The organism is Azorhizobium doebereinerae UFLA1-100, from assembly GCF_000473085.1.
GTDB lineage: Bacteria > Pseudomonadota > Alphaproteobacteria > Rhizobiales > Xanthobacteraceae > Azorhizobium > Azorhizobium doebereinerae.
In genome coordinates, this window is sequence record NZ_AXBA01000002.1 from 268,445 (window position 1) to 292,458 (window position 24,014).

A 24,014-nucleotide genomic window follows, 5' to 3' on the forward strand; every position below is an offset into this window, starting at 1 on the left:
CTCCTCCGTGTGCTGATGCGCTTCGGCGCGGCGGATTGCCCCGCCGCGCCGAAGGCGTGTCCCGGCCCGCCGGTGGCGGAGCGGCGAAACCGACCCCATCTCATCTCACAGTACGAAGGACGCGACGAACGCGCGGGAGCAGAGACCATGGCACGCTGGGACGATGTGGAAGTGTTCTTGCGGGTGGTGGATCGCGGCAGCTTCAACGGCGCCGCCGAACAACTGGGCCTCCCGCCCACCTCCGTCAGCCGCAAGGTGAAGGCGCTGGAGGATCGCCTCGGCGTCCAGCTCCTGCATCGCACCACCCGGCGGGTGTGGCCGAGCGAAGCCGGTCAAGCCTATTACCAGAAGTGCGTCGATGCGATCGCCGCCCTCGATCAGGCCGATGCCTCGGTCCGCGCGCTGACGCAGGAACCGGAAGGCCATCTGAAGGTCCTGCTCAACTATTCCACCGCCATCCTCATCGTCGAGCCGGAGCTCGCCGCCTTTCGCCGGCGCTATCCGAAGGTGAATCTGCACATCACCCTCGACAACCATCCGCTCGACCTGATCGAGCACGGCTATGATGTGGCCGTGCGCATCGGCCCGGTGCGGGATTCCAGCTACCATGTGCGGAGCCTGGGCTCGAAGCAGCTCCAGTTTCTCGCCAGCCCCGCCTATCTCGACCGCGTCGGGCGGCCGCAGCACCCCGACGAGCTGGTGAACCACGACCTGATCGCCGTGCGCACCGCACCGGGACCGATCCAGTGGAACCTCGAACGCCCCGGCGAGACGATAGACCTCAAGATCCATCCGGTGCTGGACACCAACGACGCCATCATGGCCATCCGCCAGGCGATCGGCGGCTCGGGCATCACCATGCTGTCGCGCTGCCTCGCCCGGCGGCGGGTGGAGAATGGCGAGCTGGAAGTGGTGCTGCCCCAATGGCGCCGTCGCGACCCGGTGGAGACGGTGGCCCTGTTCCCGGCCCGCGCCACGCTGGATCTCAAGGTCCGGGTGTTCGTCGACTTCCTCGTGGAGACCTTCGACCGATGGCACAGCGAGTGGCCGGACGAGACGCGCAACGCGCCCGCCGAAAGCCTCGCGGCCATCCGGCGGCCGGCCAGCACAACCTGACCGTGAGGCAGGCCCCCGCCGTCCCCAGTTTCCACACCCTCCCGGCGCGCCCGCCCAAACCGACCCACCCCGATAAGGGGACTCGGTTTGCGCCGGCGGAGGCCGAGCGGAATACCGCCGGCGCCATCCTTTTTTAGGTTCTTGACTCTCCTGACTCTAGACAGGAACCCCTCGATTCGATTCCAATGACCTCGATTCGGAGAGATGCGGCACGTCCCTCCAATCATGTGAGGACGATGGGCTTACAGGAAGCGTGGCCGCTTCCTGGGCCGGGATTTCCGAAGGGGGCTGGCAATGGCACGCGCCAACGCTGCGAGCGTCGGCGCGCGCGGTGACGCCATAGGTGGTTTGGCGAGATCCGTAGCGCGACCCGCCTATCAGCGGCTGCTCGAGGCCGAGCCGTTTCTGCGTCGCATCGTACCCGCCCTGATTGTGACCTTCCTGCTGGTGCTGGGCATCGGCGCGGTGGTGCAGGTGCACAGCCACCGGCAGTCCGTCCTCGACAATGCGAAGGACGACCTCAGCCTGATGTCCCTCGCCACCGCCGAGGGCCTCAACCACCGCCTCGGCGGCAACCTCGCCAATGTCGCCAACGCGCTGCAAGGCGCCCTGCCGCCTCGCGCCACCGCCGCCGGCCGGCGCATCTACGTGACCGACCCCTCCGGCCGGGTCCTCGCGTCCGCCCCCGACAGCGCGCCGCGCGCCGCCAACATCGCCGATTTGATGGATCCCTCCCAGCCGCTCACGGTGTTCGCAGAGCGCGCCGGCGTGCTGGAAATTCCGGTCGGCCAGGTCAGCGCGCTCGCCACCGTGCGCAATCTCAACCCGCCGCTCGGCCAGATCGTCTTCGTCCAGCCCATGAGCCGGGCCCTCACCGCCTGGTCCGACAGCACGACGCTGACCATCACCCTGTTCACCACCACCGGCGCGGTCCTGCTCATCCTCGGCTTCTCCTTCCACTGGCAGGCCAGCCGGGCGCGCGAGGCGGATCACATCTACGACACCGTGCGCATGCGCATCGACACCGCGCTCAACCGCGGCCGCTGCGGCATGTGGGACTGGGACATGGCCCGCGGCCGCATGTACTGGTCCGACACCATGTTCGAGATTCTGGGGCTTGAGCGCCGGGACGAACTGATGTCGTTCGGCGAGATCGCCAAGCTGGTGCATCCCGACGACGGCGACCTCTACGAACTGGCCCAGGAACTGGCCGAGCGCCCCGGCGCCTCGGTGGACCGGGTGTTCCGCATGCGCACGGCGCGCGGCGACTTCGTGTGGTTGCGCATGCGCGCCGAAGTGGTGCAGCAGGCGGGCGAGGACGGCCCCCATCTCATCGGCATCGCCATGGACGTGACCGAGGCCCAGCGCCTCGCCGAGCGGACCGTCACCGCCGACATGCGCCTGCGCGACGCCATCGAGAGCATCTCGGAAGCCTTCGTGCTCTGGGACAGCCAGAATCGCCTCGTGCTCTGTAATTCCAAGTTCCAGACCCTGCACGAGCTGCCCGACGAAGCGATCGTCTCCGGCACGCCGTTCGAGACCATCGCCACGGTCGGCCGCCACCCCGTCACCCGCACCCCCCTGAAGCCCGAGGACAAGCCGGAGGAAGGCTCGCGCGCTTTCGAGGCCCAGCTCTCCAACGGCCGCTGGCTGAAGATCGCCGAGCGCCGCACCAAGGACGGCGGCTACGTTTCGGTGGGCACCGACATCACCCCGCTCAAGCGCCATGAGGAACGCCTCATGGACAATGAGAAGCGCCTGATGGCCCTGGTGGCCGACCTGCGCAAATCGCAGCAGACCCTGGAGCACCAGGCCCAGCAGCTCGCGGAACTGGCGGAAAAATACTCCGAGGAGAAGACCAGGGCCGAGGACGCCAACCGCGCCAAGAGCGAATTCCTCGCCAACATGTCCCATGAGCTGCGCACGCCGCTCAACGCCATCATCGGCTTCTCGGAGATCATGGAGAGCGGCATGTTCGGCCCGCTCGGCTCGGAGAAATATTCCGAATACTGCGCCGACATCAAAGGCTCCGGCACCTATCTGCTGGACGTCATCAACGACATCCTCGACATGTCCAAGATCGAAGCCGGCCGCATGCAGCTGGAGCTGGAGGACGTGCGGATCGACGACATCGTCACGGACGCCATGCGCGTCATGGCGGTGAAGGGCGACGAGAAGCATCTCACCATGACCGCCGAGGTGGGCGCGGAGCAGATGATTCGCGGCGACAAGCGCGCGCTGAAGCAGATCCTGCTGAACCTGCTCTCCAATGCGGTGAAGTTCACGCCCGAGGGCGGGCGCATCTCGCTGCGGGCGCGGATCAAGGGCGGCGCGGCGGTCATCGCCATCGAGGATACCGGCATCGGCATCCGGCGCCACGACCTCGCCAAGATCGGCCGTCCGTTCGAGCAGGTGGAGAGCCAGTTCACCAAGACCCACAAGGGCTCGGGCCTCGGCCTCGCCATCGCCAAGTCCCTGGTCGAGCTGCACGGCGGGGCCATGCGCATCCGCTCCACCGAAGGGGTGGGCACCGCCGTCATGGTCCGCCTGCCGCTGAACGCGGGCGCGGCCAATTCCAACGAGAGCCCCCGCCTGGTGGCCATGCGCTGAGCGCGCCGTCCCCAGCCGCACATGCCTGCTATTCGCGGCGCGCCATGGCGCCGCCATCTTCTTGACGCTAGAGAGAGCCAGTTGGGTGCAGCGCAACGTTCGCGCTGCCATTCTCAAGGATCGGCCACTGTCGGATCGCACCCCCGGATCATTCCGGGCCGGATCAGGCCGAGCCGGACGTTTTCTTCATCTGCAGATGTGAGGGCAGCGGGTCTTCCGCCGGGTGCCCCTTCGCTGCGCCGCCTGTCCTCGGCACCTGCGCGGGGACCAGAAAGGTTCTCGACCCGTGCCCTTCGACACGTCTTCCCCCGCTTTGGCCCGTGCGCTCGCCGGCCATGCCTATGCTGAGCCGACCCCGGTTCAGAGCGCCGTCATCGCCGACGAGGCGACCGGCCGCGACCTGCTCGTCTCCGCCCAGACCGGCTCCGGCAAGACCGTGGCTTACGGCCTCGCCATCGGCGAGACCCTGCTGGGCACCGATGAACGGCTGCCCCCGGCCGGGGCGCCGCTGGCCCTCGTCATCGCGCCCACCCGCGAACTGGCCCTCCAGGTGCACCGGGAACTCGAGTGGCTCTATGCCGAGGCCGGCGGACGGGTGATCTCCTGCGTCGGCGGCATGGACCCGCAGCGCGAGAAGCGCCAGCTCATGGACGGCGCCCATGTGGTGGTCGGCACGCCCGGCCGCCTGCGCGACCATCTGGAGCGCGGCCGGCTCGACATGTCGGGCCTCGCCGCCGTGGTGCTGGACGAGGCCGACGAGATGCTCGACCTCGGCTTCCGCGAGGATCTGGAGTTCATCCTCGACGCCACGCCGGAGGAGCGGCAGACCCTGCTGTTCTCCGCTACCATGCCGCGCGACATCGCCGCCCTCGCCCGCCGCTACCAGCGCGATGCCCTGCGCATCGAGGTGGCCGGGCGCACCGCCGGCCACGCGGACATCGAATACCGGGCCGTCCGCGTCTCCCCGCGCGAGATCGAGCATGCGGTGGTGAACCTGCTGCGCTTCTTCGAGGCGCCCGGCGCCATCGTGTTCTGCAACACCCGCGAGAGCGTGCGCCACCTCACCGCGACGCTTCAGGAGCGCGGCTTTGCCGCGGTCGCCCTCTCCGGCGAACTGGGCCAGAACGAGCGCAACCTCGCCCTCCAGGCCCTGCGGGACGGACGGGCGCGGGTCTGCGTCGCCACCGACGTGGCTGCCCGCGGCATCGACCTGCCCGGCCTCGGCCTCGTCATCCATGCCGAGCTGCCGCATGACGCGGAAAGCCTCCAGCACCGTTCCGGCCGCACCGGCCGCGCCGGCCGCAAGGGTGTCAGCGTCCTGCTCGTGCCGCCCGCCCGCCGCCGCAAGGCCGAAAGCCTGATGGCGGAAGCCCGCGTGGTTCCCTCCTGGAGCGGCCCGCCGACGGCGGAGGAAGTGCGCGACCTGGACCAGGAGCGCATGCTCTCCGACCCGCTGCTGGCGGAGCCCTCGGCCCCCGAGGACGCGACGCTGGCCGAGGCGCTGCTCGCCCAATATGCCCCGCAGGAACTGGCGGCGGCTTTGGTGCGGCTCTATCGCGCCCGCCTTCCGGCCCCGGAAGAGGTGTCCGACCCCGGCGAGGGCCGTGGCCGGCGTGAGCTGCCGGTGCGGACCGGCGCCCCGTCCGGCGGCGCCGGCGGCGCATGGTTCCGCATTCCCGTGGGCCGGCGCAAGAATGCCGATCCCAAGTGGCTGCTGCCGCTCATCTGCCGGCGCGGCGGCCTGACCAAGGCCGATATCGGCGCCATCCGCATCTTCGACAACGAGACCATGTTCGAAGTTGCCGAGCCTCTGGCCGAAGCCTTCCTCGTCTCCGCCCGCGCCAGCGCGGCGGGCGATTACCCCATCGAGCCCCATGACGGCAGCCAGCCCGAGCGCCGGCCTCCGGTGCGCGGCGCCTATGGCGCGGGTGCCGGCGCCGGCCCCGGCGGGCGCGGCAAGGGCGGCCCCGGCAAGCCGAAGGGCGCCAAGAGCTATGGCGGGGCCAATAACGGCCAGGCTCCGCAGCCGAGCGTGCGCGGCTGGACCCCGCTCAGCCCCTCCGCCCCCGCCGCGCCGCGCGGCGCCAAGGGCAAGGTGCGCCCGCGCGGGTGACGCCACGGCGTGGCGGGCAATGGGGTCATCGCCTCACGCTCGCCACATGGCCCGTGTCTTGGCTGGGTATCTTGGCTGGATATCTTGGCTGCGCATCCCGGCCGGCATCTCGGCCTGGATGCCGTTCCGACGATGAAGAGGACGCCGACACCGTGAGAGCCGCGTTTTCCTCCCCTGCCTGCATCCTGCTCCTGGCCGCGGTCGCCCAGCCGGCGGCGGCGGCGTCCCGGGAGGAGCAGATCCTGAAGCTGGCCCCCAGCGCCCGGATCGAGCAGCGGTGCAATGCCAAGGCCATGGGCACCATCAACCGGGAACACAAGGATCTGCGCCCGGACGAACTGGTGGCCTACGCCTTCGCCGACACCAAGATCCGCGACGGCCTGATCGAGGCGCCCGGCGCGGCCGTCCGCAGCGGCGGGAAATGGTATCACCTCTCTTATACCTGCCAGACGACCAATAACGGCACCGCGGTGGAGAGTTTCGACTACGTGCTCGGCACGGTGGTCCCCCGGCCGCAATGGGCCGAGCACTATCTGGTGCCCTGAGCCCGTCTCCCGGCGACCCGGACCGCTCAGGCGGATGAGGCCGCCGACCGTTCCAGCATCGCCCGCCACCAGCCGCTGACCGCGTCCGGCGCCACCGGCGCATAGGCAGCAAGCTCGCCGGCGAAATCCGCCCAGGCATCCGTGACGGTGGGCGACACGGAGGTGAGGATCGGCAGGTCCGCTGCGACGGCCGCGTGGAAAGCGTGGGTCAGCCCCCGCCCCTCGGCTTCCTGCCGGCCGAACTTGCTGAGGATCACCACGGTTGCCCGAGGGGCCGCGCCGTCCGCGAGCACGGCGGCAATGGCCGCCTCCACATCGCCGCAGGCTGCGGCCAACCCCGCCGGATCGAGGCTGCATCCCGCCGAACCGGGGCCGAGGTCCTGCGTCAGCGGATGGGCCGCGCCGTTGGCGAGATCGCGCAACATCACCTGCGCCCCGTCCGCCTCGATCTCCTCCACAACGCCAATCACCCGGCAGCCCGCGGCGGCGAACTCCCCGGCGGCCCGGCGCAGCAGCGCCTGGACGGCCTCACGGTCCGCACCCGTCAATGCCAGAATCTGCGGCGGGCCGACATCACCCGCCAGATCGATGGCCAAGCCCGGCCCCAGGTCGTGCACGGCATGTCCCATCTCGCGCCTCCCATGTCGGGTTTCCGACAACGTGGCCATCAAAGCAAGGGCGAAGCAAGAAAAGGGCCTTCACGACAGCACCGCGTCGCTTGCCGTTGCGTCATCCAGATCGGCGGGAAAGGCGGCGGCGAGTTCCGTACGGTTCCGCCCGCCGTGCTTTGCCCGATAGAGCGCCTGGTCCGCCGCCTCCAGCAGGCCGGCCACATTGTCGGGCGGCGGACGATCCTTGGTCGACGCGATGCCGGCGCTGAGTGTGGTGGAGGGTGGACCGAACTCGTGGCGGACGCTCGCCTCCATGGCCAGCCGGATGCGCTCCACGATCTCGAAGGCGGCGGCGGCGGAGGTGTCCGGCAGGACGATGGCGAATTCCTCGCCGCCCAGGCGGGCCGCGAGGTCCGTGACCCGGCGCACGTTCTGGGTGATGGCGGCCGCGATGCGCTTCAGGGTCTCGTCCCCGGCGGAATGGCCATGGCGGTCGTTCAGCGCCTTGAAGCGATCGGCATCGATGATCACGACGGACAGCCACGCATCGGTGCGCAGGGCGCGGCGGAATTCGCGCTGGAGCACCTCGTCGAAGCGGCGGCGGTTGGCAAGGCCGGTGAGGAAGTCGGTGACCGAGAGCTGCTCCAGCGCCGCTTCCGCATCGACCCGCCGGATTCGTTCGCGCCGCAGGCGGAAGCCCAGGAACAGGAAGCCGGCGCAGACCAGCGCCGCGCCCATCCCGGCGAGCGTCATGCGATGCCGCCATTCGCCATAGACCGCCGAGACCGGCACGCCGAACACGAGATCGAGCGGCCAGTCCGGCACGCGCTGGAACACGAACAGGCGCTCGCGCCCGTCCACCGGGGAGGTCGCGACGAAGGTGCCCTCGCTGGCGGCGGCGAAGCGGGCCTTGTCCGCCTTGGGCAGTTCGATGCCGAAATCGCCGCGCCCGTCCTTTGACGGCTTGCGCGTCAGGATGTGGCCGCTCTCATGCACGAGGGCGATCATGTTGCCGGCGCCGATATTGATGTTGGTGAACTGGTCGCGGAAATCGCTCAGGCGGATGAACACCACCGCCACGCCCTTGAACTGGCCGTCGTAGGTCATGCGGCGGCTGATCGCGACCTGATAGTCCGGCCGGTCGAACCAGGTGCGCATGGTGAAGGCGAGATAGGGGCCGACCAGGGCGCCGCTCACCTGCTCGCGAAAGAAATCCGCCAGGCCATAGGTCTGCTCCGCCGTGGCGTCGCCGCCGGAGGAGATGCGGACCGCCCCGCCCACGTCCAGGAACACCACCGAGGTGACGTAAGGAAATTGCGCGACCATGCGCGACACCAGTCGGTTCTTCGTGCCGTCCGGCAAGATGGCGATGGCCTCGTCGCCCAGCAGCGCGATGGAGGACTTCAGGATGCTGTCGTAGGAATAGAAGACCTGCGAGACATCCATCACAACGCGACGGATTGTTTCCTGCGCCTGCGAGATCGCCTGATCCTTGGCGAAATTATAATAATAGAACGAATAGTTGTAGACCGCGACAACCAGGGCGATCGAGGCAAGAAGACAAAAAATGACGGGGGAATTGATCCACAGGAACCGGCCGAAGCCACTGCGTTCGACGTTCGCGTCGGCCTCGATCAAGCCCCCCTCCCCACATCCCGCGACGCGAGATCTTCACTTCGTTTGCGCAGGGATGGGTAGAGCCGGGACATGAAGGAATGACGACACTTTCGTACCGGCGAAACGGGAACCGATACGGTACGCCATTGCCGACCCCGCCGGATCATTCAACCGGCGGGCCCCAGGCTAGAGCATGTTCCCATCCGTTTGCACTGCAAACTGTTGGGAACCGACCTCAACTGCGTCGGCGTCCGCCCTTGCGATAGCCCTTGGTGCCCGGATCGGGGCGCGGACCAGGACGGAAGTCCTCGGCCGACAGCGGCTCGACCCGGTCGGTGCCCGGGCCCATGTCGTCCAGCGAAGGCTTGGCGGCGCGCGAACGGGGCGCCGGGAGCGGCATCTCGGCCGGGCCACGGCGACTGGCGGCATCCGACGCATAAGGAGCCTGGGCCTCGCCCATGCCGTCCTGGGCCGCCGGCCGCCGGCCGCCGACGGGACGGCCCCCCGGCCCCTTCGCCTTGCCGGACGCCGCGGCGGGCAGGTTGGCCGCGCGGCCATATTTCTTCGGGCCGCGGAAGCCGCCGGTCTTGTCGTCCACCGCCTCCTGCCGGGCCATGGGATCGTCGGACACCGCCAGCTCGGTGGCCTGGAGGCGCTTGATCTCGTCGCGCAGCCGGGCGGCCTCCTCGAAGTCGAGGTCTGCGGCGGCGGCGCGCATGCGCTTCTCCAGGTCGGCCATGATGGCCTTGAGATTGTGCCCGAAGGCCGCCCCCTCCTCCGCGAGGCCCGCGTCCACCGCCACGTGGTCACGCTCATAGACCGAGTTGAGGATGTCGCCGATGGCCTTCTTCACGCTCTCCGGCGTGATGCCGTGCTCGGTATTGTAGGCCACCTGCTTCTCGCGGCGGCGAGAGGTCTCCGCCATGGCGCGCTGCATGGAGCCGGTCTCGCGATCGGCATAGAGGATCACGCGGCCGTCCACGTTGCGCGCCGCGCGGCCGATGGTCTGGATCAGCGAGGTTTCCGAGCGCAGGAAGCCTTCCTTGTCGGCGTCCAGGATGGCCACCAGCCCGCACTCGGGAATGTCGAGCCCTTCGCGCAGCAGGTTGATGCCGATCAGCACGTCGAATGCGCCGAGGCGCAGGTCGCGGATGATCTCGATGCGCTCGATGGTGTCGATGTCCGAGTGCATGTAGCGCACGCGGATGCCGTTCTCGTGCAGATATTCGGTCAGGTCCTCGGCCATGCGCTTGGTCAGCACGGTGACGAGGCTGCGATAGCCCTTCGCCGCCACCGCCCGCACCTCGCCCAGCAGGTCGTCCACCTGGGTGCGCGCCGGGCGGATGTCCACCGGCGGGTCGATCAGGCCGGTAGGGCGGATGACCTGCTCCACGAACACGCCGCCGGTGCGGTCCATCTCCCACGGGCCGGGCGTGGCGGAGACCGAGATGGTCTGCGGCCGCATGGCGTCCCATTCCTCGAAGCGCAGCGGCCGGTTGTCCATGCAGGACGGCAGGCGGAAGCCGTATTCCGCCAGCGTCGCCTTGCGGCGGAAGTCGCCGCGATACATGGCGCCGATCTGCGGGATGGTGACATGGCTCTCGTCGATGAAGACGAGGGCATTGTCGGGCACGTATTCGAACAGGGTCGGCGGCGGCTCGCCCGGCTTGCGGCCGGTAAGCCAGCGGGAATAGTTCTCGATGCCGGCGCAACTGCCGGTCGCCTCCATCATCTCGATATCGTAGCGGGTGCGCTGCTCCAGACGCTGGGCCTCCAGCAGGCGGCCCATCTTGTAGAGCTCGTCGAGCCGAACCTTCAGTTCCGCCTTGATGCCGTGGACCGCCTGGATCAGGGTCGGGCGCGGCGTCACATAATGCGAGGAGGCGTAGACTTTCACGCTCTTCATGTCGCCGGTCTTGTGGCCGGTCAGCGGGTCGAACTCGGCGATGCTCTCCACCTCGTCGCCGAACAGCGAGACGCGCCAGGCGCGGTCTTCGTAATGGGCGGGGAAGATCTCCACCACGTCGCCCCGCACGCGGAAGGTGCCGCGGGCGAAATCCGACTGGATGCGCTTGTACTGGAGGGCCACGAGATCGGCGAGGAGCTGGCGCTGGTCGATGCGCTCGCCCACCTCCAGCTTGAAGGTCATGGAGGCGTAGGTCTCCACCGAGCCGATACCGTAGATGCAGGACACCGAGGCGACGATGATGACGTCGTCACGCTCCAGCAGCGAGCGGGTCGCCGCATGGCGCATGCGGTCGATCTGCTCGTTGATGGAGGATTCCTTCTCGATGTAGGTGTCCGTGCGCGGAACGTAGGCTTCCGGCTGGTAGTAATCGTAATAGGAGACAAAATACTCCACCGCATTGTCGGGGAAGAAGCTCTTGAACTCGCCATAGAGCTGCGCGGCCAGCGTCTTGTTGGGCGCGAGGATGATGGCCGGGCGCTGGAGCGTCTCGATCACCTTGGCCATGGTGAAGGTCTTGCCCGAGCCGGTGACGCCCAGCAGAACCTGGTCGCGCTCCTGGGCCTGCGCCTGGCCCACCAATTCGGCGATCGCCTGCGGCTGGTCACCGGCGGGCTCGAACTCGCTCTTGATGACGAAGGGGACGCCGCCCTCGCTCTTTTCCGGACGCGGCGGACGATGGGGCACCCAGGTCTGGCCGGTGACCTCCGGCCGTCCCTCCTCGATCAGCCGGCTGAGCGCCGCCACCGTGGCGGAGGCGCCCTCGGAAGCGAAATCCAGGCTGAGGTCGCCCGGCGCGAGGCCGAGGGACTGGGCAAGGGCGGGATCGAGGGGCTGGGCGGGCGCCGGCTCGAACGCGCGCTGCGAGCGCTCACCGAGCTTGCCGGGACGGGATGCTTTGGCCATCGCGGCAATATGGGGGCATTGCCGCCCGCAGCAAAGGGCCCACGGCGATTTGTTCTGCTTTTGTGCACGACGCGTGCCGACCGCCGGTGCTGCGCAGGCCGGCCGTTTGCGGCTGGAGGCTGCGGAGTTCAGCCCGTAGCCTCCAGCGCGATCAATCGACGATGAACAGCTTCGCGCCCTTGGCGGTCTGCGAGCGGTGCGGTTCGGCCTTGTCCGCCACTTGGTAGCTCATCCCCGGCGTCAGCGTGAACGTGCGCCCGTCCTCCAGCGTGGTGTGCAGTTCGCCCTCCAGGCACAGGAGGATATGACCCTTCACGCACCAATGGTCCGACACATAGCCGGGCGAATAGTCCACCATCCGCACCCGGATGTCGCCGAACTGGCGCGTGCGCCAGCGCGCCACGCCCGATTCGCCGGGATGTTCGGTGGCCGGCACGTCGGCCCAGTCGGTGGTACCGAAGGGAATTCCACTCATCTGCACGGTCAGGTCTCCTGCCGTCTGCCGGGCGGCGCTGTGCAGCACCCGCAGAGGGACTGGATCAAAAGCCCGAATTCGGCGTTATTTCCAGCTTTTCCGACAAGCTCCGTCCTTGCCGTAACGACAGATCGTCCAGCCTCTCTCACCCAGACCACCTTCTTCCGGGGACCCGATGCCGAACTTCGCTCCTGCCGTCATGCCGATCCTGATGCTGGTCGCCTCGAACGTCTTCATGACCTTCGCGTGGTACGGGCACCTGAAATACAAGAGCTCGCCCCTGCTCATCGCCATCGTGGCGAGCTGGGCCATTGCGTTCTTTGAATATTGCCTGGCGGTGCCGGCCAATCGCATCGGCTCGGAGGTCTATTCGACCGCGCAGCTCAAGACCATTCAGGAGGTCATCACGCTGGTCGTGTTCGCAGCCTTCTCCGTGCTCTACCTGAAGGAGCCACTGGGCTGGAACCACGCGGTCGGCTTCGCCCTGATCGTGGGCGGCGCCTTCTTCATCTTCCACAAATTCTGATCCGCGCCCCGAACGGCCGCCGGAGGGCGTCAGTCGCGGCGGAGGGTCCGCCGCGCACGCACCCGCACCGGGATGGGCTTCAGCTTGCGCTGGGGAACGAGCAGGAAAGCCGCCGCGAGCCCGAAGAGCGTGACAAAGGCGGTGAGAGAGGTGGACACAGCCGTTCCCTCCAGTGGTTCCAGGCTGGCCGCGGCTGCGCGGTCCAAGCTCAACACAAAGGTGACAGCGCAGATCGCCAACATCAAGACGATGGTGAGAGCGATCTGTGCCACAACGTCACCAATTTGGTGCTTCTTGACGGCACGCGCCAGGAGCTGGGGATCGGCCGCGGACGGGCCGAGGTGCTGCAGTTCGAAATCACGAAACTCAGACATCGTCATCTCGCGACAGGTAGCGGGCCGAAGCCCTTAGGTCCATTCGCCAGACCAACGGCGGGGCGAGCGAATCGTTTCCGCCGACCCACCAAAAGTTGCCGCCACCGCGGGCTGAGATTGTGGCGATGACGCGGTGGAGCAGCGAAAAACCATGGCGCTTTAATGATTTCGATCACGCCAGCGAGAGTTTGGCCGCGGCGGCCGGGGATTCGTAGACCAACGGCGCGGCGGGCTCCCAGGCCATGTCCACATGACCGGGGTGGGATTCGACCCGATCCAGCCAGCGGCGCACATGGGGCAGCCGGGACAGATCGAAATCACCCTCATGGGCAATGTGGGTGTGGGCGTAGAGCGCGATGTCGGCGATGGTGAGGCCGGCGCCGGCGAAGAAGTCCTGCGACACCAGGTGGCGTTCCATGATGCCGAGGGCGCCGTAGCCCTCCTCCATCCAGCGGTCCACGTCGTGGGTGCGCAGCTCCCGCCCGCCACGCACCTGGCGCAGCCAGAAGCGCGCCTGGGCGATGCCCGGCTCGTGGTTGTTCTGCTCGAAGAACATCCAGCGCAGCGTATCCGCCCGCCCCACCGGGTCCGGCGGCAGCAGCGCGCTTCCTTCCGCCAGGTAGAAGAGGATGGCGTTCGATTCGGCGAGGACGTGGCCGTCCTCCAACTCCAGCAACGGCACGCGGCCTTCCGGATTGCGCATGAGGAATTCCGGCGTGCGGTTCTCGCCCGCGAAGATGTCCACCTCCACCAGCCGGAACGGCAGGTTCAGCTTGGCCAGCAGCAGCCGCACCTTGTAGGAATTGCCCGACGAGCGGGTGGAATAGAGCGTCAGCACGGCCATGTCCTTGATCCGGCGGGAACATGGTTGCGAGCGGCGGGGCGCGCAAGGCGCCGATCCATCAAAACCGGCGCGAGCATTCATTCAGGATCGTTGCTTGTTCCGCGCCAGCGGCTCCATTAGTGTCGCGCGCGCTCGGCGGGGCCGTCCCGGCCGGCCGGGCTTTCGTGTCACCTTCACGTCGCCGCCAGCGCCACGGGATGCGGCTGGTTCGACGTGCCCGGAGCCTTTCGGCCATGAGCCTTCTTTCGTCCGCCCTCAAGCGTATCAACCCCTCCCCGACCATCGCCATCTCCAACAAGGCGCGCGAGCTGAAGGCGGGTGGGCGCGACATCATCGCGCTGAGCGCCGGCGAGCCGGACTTCGACACGCCCGACAACATCAAGGAAGCGGCCATCGCCGCCATCCGCCGCGGCGAGACCAAGTATACCGCCGTGGACGGCATGCCGGAGTTGAAGGCGGCCATCTGCCGCAAGTTCAAGCGTGAGAACGGCCTCGACTACAAGCCCTCGCAGGTCACGGTCGGTACCGGCGGCAAGCAGGTGCTGTTCAACGCCCTGGTCGCCACCGTCGATGCCGGCGACGAGGTGCTGATTCCCGCCCCGTTCTGGGTCAGCTATCCGGACATCGTGCAGTTCTGCGGCGGCACGCCGGTGAGCGTGCCCACCACCATCGAGGACAATTTCAAGCTGCGTCCGGACGTGCTGGAAGCCCACATCACGCCGAAGACCAAGTGGCTGATCTTCAACTCGCCCTCCAACCCGTCGGGCGCCGCCTACAGCTGGGACGAGCTCAAGGCCCTGACCGACGTGCTGCTGCGCCACCCGCACGTGTGGATCCTCACGGACGACATGTACGAGCACCTGGTCTATGACGACTTCAAGTTCGTCACCCCGGCCCAGGTGGAGCCCAAGCTCTACGACCGCACGCTGACCATGAACGGCGTCTCCAAGGCCTATTGCATGACCGGCTGGCGCATCGGCTACGCCGCCGGCCCCGAGCCGCTGATCAAGGCCATCGGCACGCTGCAGTCGCAGTCCACCTCCAACCCCTCCTCCATCGCCCAGTGGGCGGCGCTCGAGGCGCTGGACGGGCCGCAGGACTTCATCGCCGAGAACAACAAGGTGTTCAAGGAGCGCCGCGACCTCGTGGTGTCCATGCTGAACCAGAGCAAGGGCCTCAACTGCCCGAAGCCGGAAGGCGCCTTCTACGTCTTCCCGTCCTGCGCCGGCACCATCGGCAAGAAGGCTCCGTCGGGGAAGGTGATCGCCACCGACGAGGACTTCGCCGCCGAGCTGCTCGATTCCGAGGGCGTCGCGGTTGTGCACGGTTCGGCCTTCGGTCTCGGCCCGGCCTTCCGCATCTCCTATGCCACCGCAACCTCCGATCTTGAGGAAGCCTGCCGCCGCATCCAGCGTTTCTGCGGCAGCCTGGTCTGATTTCGGCAGAAAAAGGAACCTGAGGCTCTCGGGCGCGTTGGCGAACGGTCGAGACCGAGCTAAGGCTTGCCCACCCGCAACCGGGTGGGCACCCATCGGGGCCCGTTTGGAGGAAGGTCATTATGAAGACAATCATGAAGGCTGGCTTTGCCGCCGCGATCGCCTGCGCTGGCTTTGCATTCGCTGCTCCCGCTTCCGCAGCGTCGATCCAGGTCGGCACCCTCGTCTGCACGATGGCGCCGAACGTCAGCTTCATCATCGGATCTGTCCGCCAATTGGACTGCAACTTCCGCCCGAGCGTCCGTGGCACCCGGGCCGGCAAGTATGCCGGAACAGTCCGCCGCTTCGGCCTCGACGTGGGTATCACCGGCCAGCAGACGCTGGTGTGGGGCGTGCTCGCGCCGACCACCCGCGTGAACCCGGGTGACCTCGCCGGCACCTATGTGGGTGCCTCGGCGAACGCGGCGGTTGGCGTGGGTGTGGGCGCCAACGCCCTCGTGGGTGGTTCGCGCAACTCCTTCACCCTTCAGCCGGTCTCGGTCGAAGGCGGCACGGGCCTCAACGTGGGCCTGACGGTCTCCGATCTCACCCTGACCGTGCGCTGACACAACGTATGTCTCCCGCCCTGCCAGGGGCGGGGGACATCTCTTTGCGGCCGGTCCCGCGTGGCCGGCTATTCCATCGGGGGATTCCCATGCGCTTTGTTTCCGTTCTCTCGGCCGCCGCAGTCATCGGCGCCGCGTTCGCTGCTGCTCCGGCCTCGGCCCAGTCCGCGCCGAAGGTCCAGGTGGGCGTGCTGTCCTGCAAGGTCGCCCCGGGCGTCGGCCTCGTCCTCGGCTCCGTGCGCCAGATCTCCTGCGACTTCCTGACCGGCACCCCGGCCGCCCCGGTGGTTGCCGCCCAGTACACCGGCACCGTGAGCCGCCTCGGCGTCGACCTTGGCGTGACCGGCGCGGGCACGCTCCAGTGGGGCGTGTTCGCTCCCTCGACGGCCGCCGCCGTGGACCTCGCGGGCAAGTATGTCGGCGCGAGCGCCAATGTGGCTGTGGGCTTCGGCGGCGGGGCGAACGTCCTGCTCGGCGGCTCCAACCAGACCATCGCCTTGCAGCCCCTCTCCGTCGAAGGCCTGACCGGCCTGACGGTCGCGGCCGGCGTGGCCGACCTGACCCTGGCGCCTGTTCCGGCCGCCAAGCCGGCCAAGCGCGTCAAGTACGTCAAGTGAGCACGGCCGGTCCGTTGGACGGCTTTCGGGAGGCGCGGCCGATGCTGCGCCTCTCTCCCTTGTATCTCCTCGCCGCTCTGGCGCTCGCCGCCGGCCCCGCCGCCGCGCAGGAGCAGGACGCGCCCTCCGGGCGGAAGGTCTGGGTCATCCAGCCGGCCACCGGCGTACAGGCCCCCGCGGCGACACCGGGCGTAACCGCCCCACAACCCCCTGCCGCGCCGGCCCCTGCCACTCCTGCGCCGGCTGCCGCGCCCGCTTCCACCGCCCAGGTCGAGGCCGGCCTCCTGGAATGCCGCGGCGAGATGGCGACGGCCTATGGCCTGGGTTCGTCCCGGAAGGTCACCTGCGAATACCGGCCGGTGTCCGGCCAGAACCAATATTATTCCGGCACGCTTAACCGGGCGGGCCTCGACTTCGGCGTGTCCGATCAGGCGAGCATGCTCTGGATGGTGCTGGCGACGACGCCGCGCCTCGGGCCCGGGGCGCTTGCCGGCGAGTATGTGGGCTTCACCAGCGGCGCCGCGGTCGGCCCCGGCTTCTCGGCCAATGTCCTGGTCGCCAAGGACAGCACCGCCGGCATCGCGCTCCAGCCGCTCTCCGTCTCGTCCGACTCGGGGCTCAGCATCTCGCTCGCGGCCGCCAGCCTGACCCTTGAGCCGACGACCGCGCCGAAGCGATAGCCGGCGGCATTCCACATACACAACCGTTTGAATTGCGCGTAGCGCGCCCAGCGCTGATCCTCCGGACAACGGAGGATGTCGATGCTCATCAAATCCAAGCGTGGCTGGGAAATCCCTGAAGCTCAGGCAACGCCGGAGGCGGCCTTCCTGTCGCGCCGCTCGCTCCTCGGGGCGGGCGCCGGCCTGATCGGTGCCGGCCTGCTGCCGGCGGCCGCGCAGGCCCAGAAGGCCGCCGACGCACCGGACCCCTCGGCCGGCCTCTATCCCGTGAAGCGCAATCCCCGCTACACGCTGGATCGCCCGCTGACGCCCGAGAAGGACGCCAGCACGGTCAACAATTATTACGAGTTCGGCACCAATTACGACGTGGGCAAGGCCGCCGCGAAGCTGAAGGTGCGGCCCTGGGTCATCACCTTCGACGGACTGGTCGAGCAGCCGCGCCAGGTGGGCATCGACGACCTGTTGAAAGCGATGCCGCTGGAGGAGCGGGTCTATCGCCACCGCTGCGTCGAGGCCTGGTCCATGGCCGTGCCGTGGAGCGGCTTTCCCATGAAGGCGCTGGTGGACTACGCCCGCCCGCTCAGCGGGGCGCGATATGTCCGCATGGAGACCTTCCTGGACAAGGAGGTGGCGCCGGGCCAGTCCGGGCGCTTCTACAGCTGGCCCTATGTGGAGGGACTGACGCTGGCCGAAGCCACCAACGAATTGGCCTTCCTCGTCACCGGCGTTTACGGCAAGCCGGCGCCGAACCAGTTCGGCGCGCCGCTGCGCCTCGCGACGCCCTGGAAATACGGCTTCAAATCCATCAAGGCGATCGTGAAATTCTCCTTCGTGGCCGAGCGGCCGAAGAGTTTCTGGGAAGTGACGCAGGGCGCCGAATACGGCTTCTGGGCCAATGTGAACCCGCAGGTGCCCCATCCGCGCTGGAGTCAGGCCACCGAAAAGGACATCGCCACCGGCGAGCGCCGGCCGACCCTGCTCTACAACGGCTATGGCGAGTTCGTTTCCGGCTTGTATGAGGATCCGGCCCTGAAGGGGCAGAAGCTCTGGATGTGACGCTCCGGAGGGCGGCGGAATTTGGCGTGGTGTTGCACCGCTGCGCTTGACCGCCGCCCGGCCGGGCGCCATCGTCCGCCCGACATATTGAGGTTGGGAGACGACGATGGCTCGGACGGCGCGCAAGGGTTGGGCAATGGCCGGCATGGCGGCGCTGATGCTCGCCAATATCGTGGCCCCCGCCCACGCGGCCAATTGGCTGGAAAAGAACTTCTGGCTGCCCAACGACAAGTTCAGCGGCAACCTGCCGGCCTGCACCGAGCCGCTGGCGCTCGGCACCATTTCCAACCACTTCGCCGAGACCGAGCGGCTGTATTGGAAGAATGCCGGCAATATCGTCAGCTATTCCAACGTGCGCGAGATCGCCGACAAGCCCTGGGGCGAAGGCTTCGTGCCGCGCCGCTATTGCAGCGCCACCATCGTCACCAACGATACCAAGAAGCACACGCTGTATTATTCCATCATCGAGGATGGCGGCTGGCAGAGCCTGACCTGGGGCGTGGAATGGTGCATCGCGGACTATGACCGCGAGTTCGCCTACGCGCCCAATTGCAAGATGGCCCGTCCGTGAGATTGCGCCTCCTCGCCGCGCTGCTGCTGTTCCTCGCGGCGGCGGGCGGGGCCAGCGCCCGTGACGACCGTCCGGGCGCGTTCGATTTCTACGTTCTCTCCCTGTCCTGGTCGCCCACCTATTGCGCCACGCGCGACAAGCCGGACGGCCTGCAATGCGGCGGCCCGCGGCCCTTCGCCTTCGTGGTCCACGGCCTGTGGCCGCAATATGAGACGGGCTTTCCCGAGGATTGCGACTGGGCGGCGCCGCGCCTGCCCCGCAACCAGATCGATGGCATGCTCGACCTGATGCCGAGCCCGGCGCTGGTCATTCACGAATGGCGCAAGCACGGCACCTGCTCGGGTCTTTCTCCGGCGGCCTATTTCGACCTGGTGCGCGCCGCCCGCGGCAAGATCGCCATTCCGGCCTCCTATGTGGACCCAAGCGAATACCGCATGGTCTCTGCCGCCGAGGTGGAGACGGCCTTCATCGCCGCCAACCCCGGCCTCGGGCCGGACATGGTGTCCGTGCAATGCGACCGCACGCGGCTGCGCGAGGTGCGGGTGTGCCTGACGCGGGATCTCGCCTTCCGCGCCTGCCCGCAGGTGAATGCCCAGAGCTGCCCCGCCGGGCGCCGGCTGGCCGTTCCCCCCTTGCGCTGAACGGCCCGACCGTCCAAGAGGCGGCATGAACTATCGCCACGCCTTCCACGCCGGCAATCCGGCCGATGTCATGAAACATGCGGCGCTCGCCCGCGTGCTCACCTATTTTGCCAAAAAGGACAACGCCTACCGCGTGGTGGATACCCACGCGGGCGCCGGCCTTTATGACCTCGCCGGCACCTCCGCCATGAAGACCGGCGAGGCCGACGAGGGCATCGAGCGCGTACTGGCCGCCGACCTGCCCGCCCCGGCGGCGGAACTGCTCGCCCCCTATCTCGACGCCGTGCGCGCCCTGCGCCGCGAGGCGGGCGCCCGGCGCTATCCCGGCTCCCCCGCCCTGGCCTTGGCCCTGGGGCGGCCGCAGGACCGCTTCCTGTTCTGTGAACTGCACGGCGAGGAGCGCCAGAAGCTGGAGAAGGCGGTGGGCGGCGATCCCCGCGCCAAGGTGCTGTTCCAGGACGGCTGGCACGCGGTGGGCGCGCATCTGCCGCCGCGCGAGCGGCGCGGCCTGCTGCTCATCGATCCGCCGTTCGAGGAGCCCGGCGAGTTCGGGCGCCTCGTCACCGCGCTGAAGGCGGCCCATGAGCGCTTCGCCACCGGGACGGTGATGCTCTGGTACCCGATCAAGGACCTGATGGCGGTGGATGCCTTCCGCCGCGACGTGGCCCGGCTCGGCTTGCCGAAGATGCTGAAGGTGGAGATCGATTTCTCCGAGGTGCGTTCCTTGACCCAGCTCTCGGGCAGCGGGCTCATCATCCTCAACCCGCCCTTCACCCTGGCGGACGAGATGCGCACGATCCTTACCGCCATCACCCCGCTGATGGCGCGGGACGGCAAGGGACGCGTGCGCGTGTCCTGGCTGACGCAGGGCGGCTGACGGGTGGACCGAAGGCCCGGCGCCGTGCTCTAGATGGCGCCGGCGGGGTCATGCCCCGCTCCCGCCCCGACCGGCCGCGCCGGTCCACCGCCTCATCCCGCCTGCGAGCCGCCCATGCGCCTGCGTCATTCTCCTGCGTCGCCCTTCGTCCGCAAGTGCCGCCTCGCGGCTGCCGTTCTCGGCCTGACGCTGGACCTTGATCCCTGCGACACCACCGATCCGACCGACAGCATCAGCCAGCAGAACCCGCTCGGAAAGATTCCCGCGCTGCTACTCGACGACGGCGAGGTGCTGTTCGATTCCGCCGTGATCGTCGCCTATCTCGATCATCTCGGCGGCGACAAGCTGATCCCGGCCGAACCCAAGGCGCGCTTCGCCGCGCTGAAGCTGGAAGCACTGGCGGACGGCATTGCCGACGCCGCCCTGCTGCAGATCTATGAGGGCCGTTATCGGCCGGAGGGCATGCAGGTGCAGTCCTGGCTCGACCGGCAGGCCGGCAAGGTGGCGCGCGGCCTCGCGACGCTGGAGGCCAGCCCGCCGGCGGATGGTCCCGTCACCAATGGCGACATAGCTCTGGCCTGCGCCCTCGGCTATCTCGACTATCGCTTCAAGGGCGAATGGCGCGCCACCCATCCCCGGCTCGTGGCCTGGCTGGAGGGCTTCGGCCAGCGGGTCCCGGCCTTCGCCGCCACGGTCGCCCCCTGAGACCCTGAACGAACGGCGGCCGGCGCCAGGCGCCGGCCGCTCCGAACGATCATTCACGTCCCGGCGGCGCCATCGGCGCCGCCCCAGGCAGCGGACCACCGGGATCCGCCGCCGTCGGATCATTCAACGACCTGGATCACCTTGCGGGTGCGCGGCTCCACGATCACCCGGCGGTCGTTGACCACGGTGTATTCATAGGCGTCGGTGTTGGGGATGGTGTAGAGCCGCACGTTGGACGGCACGGGCTCGCCCACCACCACGTCACGCTCCACGCGCACCGACGGCTGACGTTCCTTCACCACGTAAGAGCGCACTTCGGGCGGCGGCTCCGCCGCGGCGCCGACCCCGGCCCCGGCAATGCCGCCGACCACCGCACCCACGGGGCCGCCGACCACGGCACCCACCGCCGCGCCGCCGACGGCGCCGGTGGCAGTGGAGGCCTGGGCGAAGGCAGCCGCCGGTGAAAGGGTCGCCAGCACCAAAGCGGAAGCAATAAGACGATTTCGCATGGTTCATCTCCTCTGATGACCGAACCACGCACCTAACGCGACCGTGAGAACTTCGTTCCATCGAAGGTTTCCCAACGACGGATCAGCATTGTTCTTCGATCACACGGGCGCCTTATTACAGGCGAAATTGCGGCAATGTCGTTCTGGGTGGACAACTAGAGCTTGACCACACCTATACTTTGCCACCTTTCAGGTCGGCGCGCCCATCAGGCCGCGACCGCGCACTTCGGCCTCCGTGGCATTCAGCACCCGCACCACCGTGGCGATGATCTGGTCGGCCTCCGGCTCGCTGAGGGTGAAGGGCGGGGCGAGGATCAGGCTGTCGCGCACCGCGCGCATCACCAGCCCTTCGCGGAAGGAGATGTCGCGGGCGATCTGGCCCACCGTGCCCTCCTCGACCGGGAATTTGGCGCGGCTCGCCTTGTGGGGGGTCAGTTCCAGCGCGCCGATGAGACCCACCATGCGGGCCTCCCCCACCAGCGGATGCCCGGCGAGCGCCTGCCAGCGCGATTGCAGGTAGGGGCCAATGTCGCACTTCACGCGCGCCACCAGATCCTCCTCCTGCATGATCTTCAAGGTCGCCAGCGCCGCCGCGCAGCCGCCGGGATGGCCGGAATAGGTGTAGCCGTGATGGAATTCCCCGCCGTGCGCGATCAGCCCCTCGGCCACCCGCCCGCCGACGATTACTCCGCCCAGCGGGAAATAGCCGGCGGTGACGCCCTTGGCGAAGGTGATGAGGTCCGGCTCGACCCCCATATGCTGGCAGCCGAACCACTCCCCGGTGCGCCCGAAACCGCAGATCACCTCGTCCGAAACCAGCAGCACGTCGCGCTCGCGGCAGATCTTCTGCACTTCCGGCCAATAAGTGGAGGGCGGGATGATGACGCCGCCGGCCCCCTGGATCGGCTCGCCGATGAAGGCGGCCACGTTCTCCGGTCCCGCCTCGTCGATGGCCCGCGCCACCTCCAGCGCGGCCTTGAGGCCGAATTCCTCCGGCGAGAGATCGCCGCCTTCGCCCCACCAATAGGGCTGGGCCACGTGGATGATGCCGGGAATGGGCAGTCCGCCCTGGGCATGCATGGGCTTCATGCCGCCTAGCGAGGCCCCGCCGATGGTGGAGCCGTGATAGGCATTCCGCCGGGCGATGAAGATGTGCTTCCGCGGCTTGCCCACCGCCGCCCAATAGTGGCGGACCATGCGGATCACCGTATCCACCGCCTCCGATCCGCCGGAGGTGAAGAACACCCGCTCCATGCCCGCGGGCGCCACGGCGGCGATGGCCGCGCTCAGCTCAGCCGCGCCCGGATGCGTGGTCTTGAAGAAGGTGTTGTAATAATCGAGCTGGCGAAGCTGGTCGGCGATGGCGTCCACGATGGCCCCTCGGCCATGGCCGACGGCGGTGCACCACAGGCCGGACATGCCGTCGAGGATCTTGTGGCCCTCGGAATCATAGATATAGACGCCCTCCGCCCGCGTGATGACGCGCACGCCCTCCGCATTCAGCGCCTTGGTGCCGGAGAAGGGGTGCAGATGGTGCGCGGCGTCGAGATGGCGCCAGTGGGCGGTGGAATTGGCGAAGATCGGTGACGACACGGGGCGCACTCCTGGCAGCTGCGGCGCGGGCACGATGCCTCCTTCCTGCCCCGCGGCAGAGCCCAAGGCAAGGCGGGCACGTGGGCGCAGGGCTATTCCGGCCGCTCCCGCGCGGGCGTGACCTCGCCGTCCTCGTCCTCCTCCTCGGTGACGGGAATGGCGTAGGCCCCGGTCAGCCAGCGGTTGAGGTCGATGTCGGCGCAGCGCTTGGAGCAGAACGGGCGATAGCGCTCGACGGCCGGCTTGCCGCAGATCGGGCACGGCTTGGCGGGTACGGTTTCCCCGGGCGCGCTCATGCGGCCCGCTCCACCCAGCCGGCGCGGATGGGATAACCCTCGCCGCCGAGCAGCGCGATGGTCTCCGCCAGCGGCAGGCCGACCACGCCGGTATAGGAACCGGAGAGCTTCACCACGAAGCTGCCGGCGATACCCTGGATGGCATAGCCGCCGGCCTTGCCGCGCCATTCGCCGCAGGCCAGATAGGCGTTGATGTCGTCATGGGACAGGCGCTTGAAGCGCAGGCGTGTCTCCACGAGGCGGGTGCGCGCCCGCCCCTTGGCGGAAACCACGCAGATGCCGGTGAACACCCGGTGCGCCCGCCCCGAAAGCAGGCGCAGGCAGGCCTCGGCCTCGTCCTGAAGCTCCGGCTTCGGCAGGATGCGCCGGCCCACCGCAACCACCGTGTCGGCGGCGAGCACGAGCGCGGGCATGCCCGCCTCCCTGGCGCGTTCCGCCACCAGTTCGCCCTTCTGCTGGGCGAGGCGCAACGCGAGGCGGCGGGGCAGTTCCCCGCGCTCCGGCGTCTCGTCCACATCGGCGGGCATCAGCCGGTCCGGTTCGATGCCGGCTTGGTTGAGCAGAGCGAGCCTGCGGGGAGACCCCGAGGCGAGCACGAGCTGGACCCGGTCGTTCACGTCTGCGTCACCTCACCTGCGAACAAATACTGGCGGCGCAAAGGGTGGCGCCGCGCGCGGCACGCTAGCCGAAAGCCGGCGGCGAGGAAACGGGCCATTCGCGCCTTG

The 24,014-nt window shown here is 68.4% G+C and carries 24 protein-coding genes; 14 read left to right on the forward strand and 10 right to left on the reverse strand.

The window, feature by feature from the left end; all coding sequences use genetic code 11:
* Positions 1 to 147: 147 nt before the first annotated feature.
* From YU1_RS27850 to YU1_RS0103795, 4 genes are all read left to right on the forward strand, one after another.
* Positions 148 to 1,116, forward strand: coding sequence for a LysR family transcriptional regulator (locus YU1_RS27850; protein WP_084539645.1), 969 nt, complete (start codon positions 148 to 150; stop codon positions 1,114 to 1,116).
* 294 nt (positions 1,117 to 1,410) lie between these two features.
* Positions 1,411 to 3,726, forward strand: coding sequence for an ATP-binding protein (locus YU1_RS0103785; RefSeq protein ID WP_029002926.1), 2,316 nt, complete (start codon positions 1,411 to 1,413; stop codon positions 3,724 to 3,726).
* 286 nt (positions 3,727 to 4,012) lie between these two features.
* Entirely contained in the window at positions 4,013 to 5,839 is a 1,827-nt protein-coding gene (locus YU1_RS27855) for a DEAD/DEAH box helicase (RefSeq protein ID WP_084539646.1), read from the forward strand.
* 152 nt (positions 5,840 to 5,991) lie between these two features.
* The gene (locus YU1_RS0103795) at positions 5,992 to 6,384 is read left to right on the forward strand and encodes a DUF930 domain-containing protein (protein WP_029002927.1); all 393 of its coding nucleotides are present in this window, start codon (positions 5,992 to 5,994) and stop codon (positions 6,382 to 6,384) included.
* A gap of 26 nt (positions 6,385 to 6,410) precedes the next feature.
* On the opposite strand, the gene YU1_RS27860 is transcribed toward YU1_RS0103795, so the two are convergent.
* The 4 genes from YU1_RS27860 to YU1_RS0103815 all read right to left on the reverse strand — a co-directional run bounded on the left by YU1_RS27860 (position 6,411) and on the right by YU1_RS0103815 (position 11,959).
* Entirely contained in the window at positions 6,411 to 6,980 is a 570-nt protein-coding gene (locus tag YU1_RS27860) for a DUF2478 domain-containing protein (RefSeq protein ID WP_198018814.1), read from the reverse strand.
* 102 nt (positions 6,981 to 7,082) lie between these two features.
* Complete coding sequence (locus YU1_RS31770) at positions 7,083 to 8,633, reverse strand: GGDEF domain-containing protein (RefSeq protein ID WP_051356463.1); 1,551 nt, start codon at positions 8,631 to 8,633, stop codon at positions 7,083 to 7,085.
* A gap of 214 nt (positions 8,634 to 8,847) precedes the next feature.
* Entirely contained in the window at positions 8,848 to 11,484 is a 2,637-nt protein-coding gene (uvrB, locus tag YU1_RS0103810; protein ID WP_029002928.1) for an excinuclease ABC subunit UvrB, read from the reverse strand.
* 151 nt (positions 11,485 to 11,635) lie between these two features.
* The gene (locus YU1_RS0103815) at positions 11,636 to 11,959 is read right to left on the reverse strand and encodes a DHCW motif cupin fold protein (protein ID WP_425339132.1); all 324 of its coding nucleotides are present in this window, start codon (positions 11,957 to 11,959) and stop codon (positions 11,636 to 11,638) included.
* Positions 11,960 to 12,134: 175 nt separating this feature from the next.
* Here YU1_RS0103815 and YU1_RS0103820 point away from each other — a divergent pair, with 175 nt between their 5' ends.
* Positions 12,135 to 12,485: a DMT family protein gene (locus YU1_RS0103820; RefSeq protein ID WP_029002930.1), complete on the forward strand. Its 351-nt coding sequence runs from the start codon at positions 12,135 to 12,137 to the stop codon at positions 12,483 to 12,485.
* Between the two features lie 29 nt (positions 12,486 to 12,514).
* On the opposite strand, the gene YU1_RS0103825 is transcribed toward YU1_RS0103820, so the two are convergent.
* Positions 12,515 to 12,859, reverse strand: coding sequence for a hypothetical protein (locus YU1_RS0103825; protein WP_029002931.1), 345 nt, complete (start codon positions 12,857 to 12,859; stop codon positions 12,515 to 12,517).
* A gap of 172 nt (positions 12,860 to 13,031) precedes the next feature.
* Positions 13,032 to 13,703, reverse strand: coding sequence for a glutathione S-transferase family protein (locus tag YU1_RS0103830; protein ID WP_035713563.1), 672 nt, complete (start codon positions 13,701 to 13,703; stop codon positions 13,032 to 13,034).
* Between the two features lie 233 nt (positions 13,704 to 13,936).
* Between YU1_RS0103830 and YU1_RS0103835 the strand changes: the two genes are divergently transcribed.
* The 9 genes from YU1_RS0103835 to YU1_RS0103875 all read left to right on the forward strand — a co-directional run bounded on the left by YU1_RS0103835 (position 13,937) and on the right by YU1_RS0103875 (position 20,891).
* On the forward strand, positions 13,937 to 15,139 hold the full coding sequence (locus tag YU1_RS0103835) for a pyridoxal phosphate-dependent aminotransferase (protein ID WP_029002933.1): 1,203 nt from the start codon (positions 13,937 to 13,939) through the stop codon (positions 15,137 to 15,139).
* A 122-nt stretch (positions 15,140 to 15,261) separates the two neighbouring features.
* Positions 15,262 to 15,744 (forward strand): DUF992 domain-containing protein, encoded by a 483-nt coding sequence (locus YU1_RS27870; protein WP_051356464.1) that lies wholly within the window; start codon positions 15,262 to 15,264, stop codon positions 15,742 to 15,744.
* 89 nt (positions 15,745 to 15,833) lie between these two features.
* Positions 15,834 to 16,361 (forward strand): DUF992 domain-containing protein, encoded by a 528-nt coding sequence (locus tag YU1_RS0103845; RefSeq protein ID WP_035713565.1) that lies wholly within the window; start codon positions 15,834 to 15,836, stop codon positions 16,359 to 16,361.
* Positions 16,362 to 16,402: 41 nt separating this feature from the next.
* Positions 16,403 to 17,041, forward strand: coding sequence for a DUF992 domain-containing protein (locus YU1_RS27875; RefSeq protein WP_051356465.1), 639 nt, complete (start codon positions 16,403 to 16,405; stop codon positions 17,039 to 17,041).
* Positions 17,042 to 17,122: 81 nt separating this feature from the next.
* The gene (gene msrP, locus YU1_RS0103855; RefSeq protein ID WP_029002935.1) at positions 17,123 to 18,097 is read left to right on the forward strand and encodes a protein-methionine-sulfoxide reductase catalytic subunit MsrP; all 975 of its coding nucleotides are present in this window, start codon (positions 17,123 to 17,125) and stop codon (positions 18,095 to 18,097) included.
* Between the two features lie 106 nt (positions 18,098 to 18,203).
* Positions 18,204 to 18,668, forward strand: coding sequence for a hypothetical protein (locus YU1_RS0103860; protein WP_029002936.1), 465 nt, complete (start codon positions 18,204 to 18,206; stop codon positions 18,666 to 18,668).
* Positions 18,665 to 19,309, forward strand: a complete 645-nt coding sequence (locus tag YU1_RS0103865) for a ribonuclease T2 family protein (protein WP_245263216.1) — start codon at positions 18,665 to 18,667, stop codon at positions 19,307 to 19,309. The genes YU1_RS0103860 and YU1_RS0103865 overlap by 4 nt, the downstream gene beginning before the upstream one ends.
* Positions 19,310 to 19,334: 25 nt before the next feature.
* Complete coding sequence (locus YU1_RS0103870) at positions 19,335 to 20,186, forward strand: 23S rRNA (adenine(2030)-N(6))-methyltransferase RlmJ (protein WP_029002938.1); 852 nt, start codon at positions 19,335 to 19,337, stop codon at positions 20,184 to 20,186.
* A gap of 114 nt (positions 20,187 to 20,300) precedes the next feature.
* Positions 20,301 to 20,891 (forward strand): glutathione S-transferase N-terminal domain-containing protein, encoded by a 591-nt coding sequence (locus tag YU1_RS0103875; RefSeq protein WP_029002939.1) that lies wholly within the window; start codon positions 20,301 to 20,303, stop codon positions 20,889 to 20,891.
* A gap of 119 nt (positions 20,892 to 21,010) precedes the next feature.
* Here the strand turns inward: YU1_RS0103875 and YU1_RS0103880 are convergent, their stop codons facing one another.
* The 4 genes from YU1_RS0103880 to YU1_RS0103895 form a co-directional block, all read right to left on the reverse strand.
* The gene (locus YU1_RS0103880) at positions 21,011 to 21,400 is read right to left on the reverse strand and encodes a DUF1236 domain-containing protein (RefSeq protein WP_029002940.1); all 390 of its coding nucleotides are present in this window, start codon (positions 21,398 to 21,400) and stop codon (positions 21,011 to 21,013) included.
* 189 nt (positions 21,401 to 21,589) lie between these two features.
* Entirely contained in the window at positions 21,590 to 22,993 is a 1,404-nt protein-coding gene (locus YU1_RS0103885) for an aspartate aminotransferase family protein (protein WP_051356467.1), read from the reverse strand.
* Positions 22,994 to 23,085: 92 nt separating this feature from the next.
* Positions 23,086 to 23,289: a DNA gyrase inhibitor YacG gene (gene yacG / locus YU1_RS0103890; RefSeq protein ID WP_029002942.1), complete on the reverse strand. Its 204-nt coding sequence runs from the start codon at positions 23,287 to 23,289 to the stop codon at positions 23,086 to 23,088.
* A complete protein-coding gene (locus YU1_RS0103895) occupies positions 23,286 to 23,906 on the reverse strand; it encodes a Maf-like protein (protein WP_029002943.1) in 621 nt (206 codons plus the stop codon). Before YU1_RS0103895 ends, yacG begins: the two co-directional genes overlap by 4 nt.
* Between the last annotated feature and the right edge of the window lie 108 nt (positions 23,907 to 24,014).